The following is a 2,762-nucleotide window of genomic DNA, read 5'->3' as shown; positions in this document are numbered from 1 at the left end:
GCGGGAGCGTGGCGGCGCGGGCGCGGCGGCGGGGCGCGGGCGCAGCGGCGGGGCGCGCGGGTGCGGAGGGCGCCGTTTCCGCTTGAATGTGGGGCTGTGCCAGCGGCAGGTGCGATCAGGGGCTTCTGTGTCATAATCGGACTCGAGAACATCGAGGGAGAGCAGGCACATCATGACTGAGACCCGTGACGAGGCGCTCGACAGCGCCCTATCCTCCTTGCGCATCGGCATCGACGCCGGCTCGAAGACCATCAAGGTGGTCATCGCCGACGCGGACGGCGTGATCCTCCATTCCGCCTACCAGCGCCACCAGTCCAACATTCGCAAGACGCTTCAGAGCGTGCTGCACGACCTGTCCTGGCGCTATGGCAACCTGGAGGGAACCGTCGCCATCACCGGCTCGGCCGGCATCAGCGCCGCCGAGATGCTCGGCGTGCCCTTCGTCCAAGAGGTGGTGGCCACCACGCGGGCCGTGCGCGGCGCGTACCCCGCGGCCGACGCCGTGGTGGAGCTGGGCGGCGAGGACGCGAAGGTGATCTACCTGACTGGCGGCCTCGAACAGCGCATGAACGCTACCTGCGCCGGCGGCACTGGCGGGTTCATCGACACCATCGCCTTCATGCTGGGCGTGCGCACCGGCGCGATGAGCCGGTTGTCCATGGGCGCATCGCGCCTCTACCCCATCGCGTCGCGCTGCGCCGTGTTCGCGCAGACCGACGTGCGGCCGCTGCTGAACGCGGGGGCCGCGAAGGCAGACATCGCCGCGAGCGCGCTGGATGCCGTGGTGCGCCAGACGTTGGGCGGCCTGGCCTGTGGACGGCCCCTACGCGGGACGCTCGTGTTTTTGGGCGGGCCCTTCGAGTACGTGCCCGACCTGGCGCACCGCTTCCGCCGTGCCCTGGGGCTCACGCCCACCACCGGCATCCTGCCGCGGGACGCGCACCTGTTCACCGCCCTGGGAGCGGCCCTCATCTCCGAGGAGGAGGGCAAGACGGCATCGCTCGACGCGCTGTGCGAGCGGGCGGCCGCCGGCGAGCTCTTGGAGGCCGAGGAGGAGCTGGGGCGCCTTCCCGCCCTCTTCTCCGACGAGGCAGAGCTGGCCGCCTTCCGCGAGCGGCACCGCGCCGCCGTCTTTCCCACGCTGCGTACCTTTGACGCGCGCGGGCCGGTGTTTCTGGGCGTGGATGCGGGGTCGACCACCGCGAAGGTGGCCCTGGTGGACGCGGAGGGGCGGCTGGTCTACAGCGCGTACGAGCCCACGCGCGGCGATGTGCTGGACACCGTGCGGCAGATGGTGCTGGGGGCGCTGGCCGCCCTGCCGAACTCGGCCCCGCGCGGCGAGGAGGCGCCCTGGATCGCGCACGCGACGGCCACCGGGTACGGCGAGGATCTGCTGCGCGCGGCGCTCGGCATCGACTCGGGCGTGGTGGAGACGGCGGCGCACCTGCGCGGCGCCCAGGCCCTGCGCCCGGACGTGTCGTTCGTGCTCGACATCGGCGGGCAGGACATGAAAGCGCTCTGGGTGGAGAGCGGCGCGGTGGCCGACGCCGTGCTGAACGAGGCGTGCTCGAGCGGATGCGGTGCGTTCATCGAGGGCACCGCGCACAGCCTGCGGTCGACGCCCTCGGACTTCGCGGCAGCCGCATTGCGCGCAGAAAGTCCTGTTGACCTGGGGATGCGCTGCACGGTGTTCATGTCGTCGCGCGTGAAGCACGCCCAGAAGGTGGGGGCGTCGCTTGAGGACATCGCCGCAGGCGTGGCGTACTCGGTGGTGCAGAACGCGCTGTTCCGCATCATCGGATCGGAACGCGCGACGTCGCTCGGCCCCTGCGTGGTGGTGCAGGGCGGCGCGTTCAAGTCCGACGCGGTGCTGCGCGCCTTCGAGCTCATCTGCGGCGTGGAGGCCGTGCGGTGCGACCGCGCGCACCTGATGGGCGCCATCGGCGCCGCGCTCATCGCGCGTGACCGCTGGGAAGCGGAGGAGTGCGAGAGCGGGGAGGCAGGATGTGGCAGGCGCTCTGGCGGCGACGGGGCGACGCTCGGAGCGGGAGGCGCGCGGGTCGGGGCGACGACGGCGGCAGGCGCGCAGACTGCGGGGACGGAAGACGCGCGGGTCGGAGCGATGAGCGCGGCGGGCGCGGAAGCTGCGGGGGCGACGACCGGCGCAGACGCGCAGGCTGCAGGGGCGGCGACCGGGGCGGAAGACGCGGAGGCCGGGGTGCCAGGCGCGGCGGGCGCGGGGGTGACGCCCGGAGCGGGAAGTTCGGAGGTCGGGGCGGCGCCTGGGGACGGAGCTGGGGCTGCGAGGGCGACACGGCGCGGCAGCGGACTGCTGGGGCGCGAGGCGCTGAAGGCCCTCAAGCCCACGCATCGCGCGCTCGCATGCACAGGATGCGCGAACGGCTGCTCGCTCGACGTGGTGGAGTTCGGCGAAGGACGCGCATTCGTGAGCGGCAACAAGTGCGAGCGTGGCGCCGACGAGCTCGAACGGCGCACTGCCGCAGCGGCGTGCGAAAACGGCAAGGGCGAAGGAGCGGACACGGGTGTTTCACGTGAAACACCCACAGCCGCCTCTCCGCTCGGCACGAGCGCGCAAGACGCGACAGACGATAGCGGACGCAGCGCCGCAGGCGCAAACGCGGGCGCAGGTGTTTCACGTGAAACACCTGGCGATGACGCGGCGGGCGACGCAACGGGCGGCACGGCAGGTGGCGCAGCGGCGGGCGGCGCGGCGGGCGGCGCGGCGGGCGACGGCGGCGCGG

1 protein-coding gene is annotated in these 2,762 nt (G+C 72.9%); it reads left to right on the top strand.

Going from position 1 to position 2,762, the window contains the following annotated elements; all coding sequences use genetic code 11:
• Nucleotides 1-172: 172 nt before the first annotated feature.
• On the top strand, nt 173-2,762 hold a 2,590-nt coding region (locus tag D1643_RS10520; protein WP_305038655.1), incomplete at its 3' end, for a BadF/BadG/BcrA/BcrD ATPase family protein.

This window comes from Enterorhabdus sp. P55 (assembly GCF_009911695.1).
Lineage (GTDB): Bacteria > Actinomycetota > Coriobacteriia > Coriobacteriales > Eggerthellaceae > Enterorhabdus.
The sequence above is the reverse complement of the archived record's forward strand: the minus strand, read 5'-3'. Positions and strand labels throughout refer to the sequence as shown.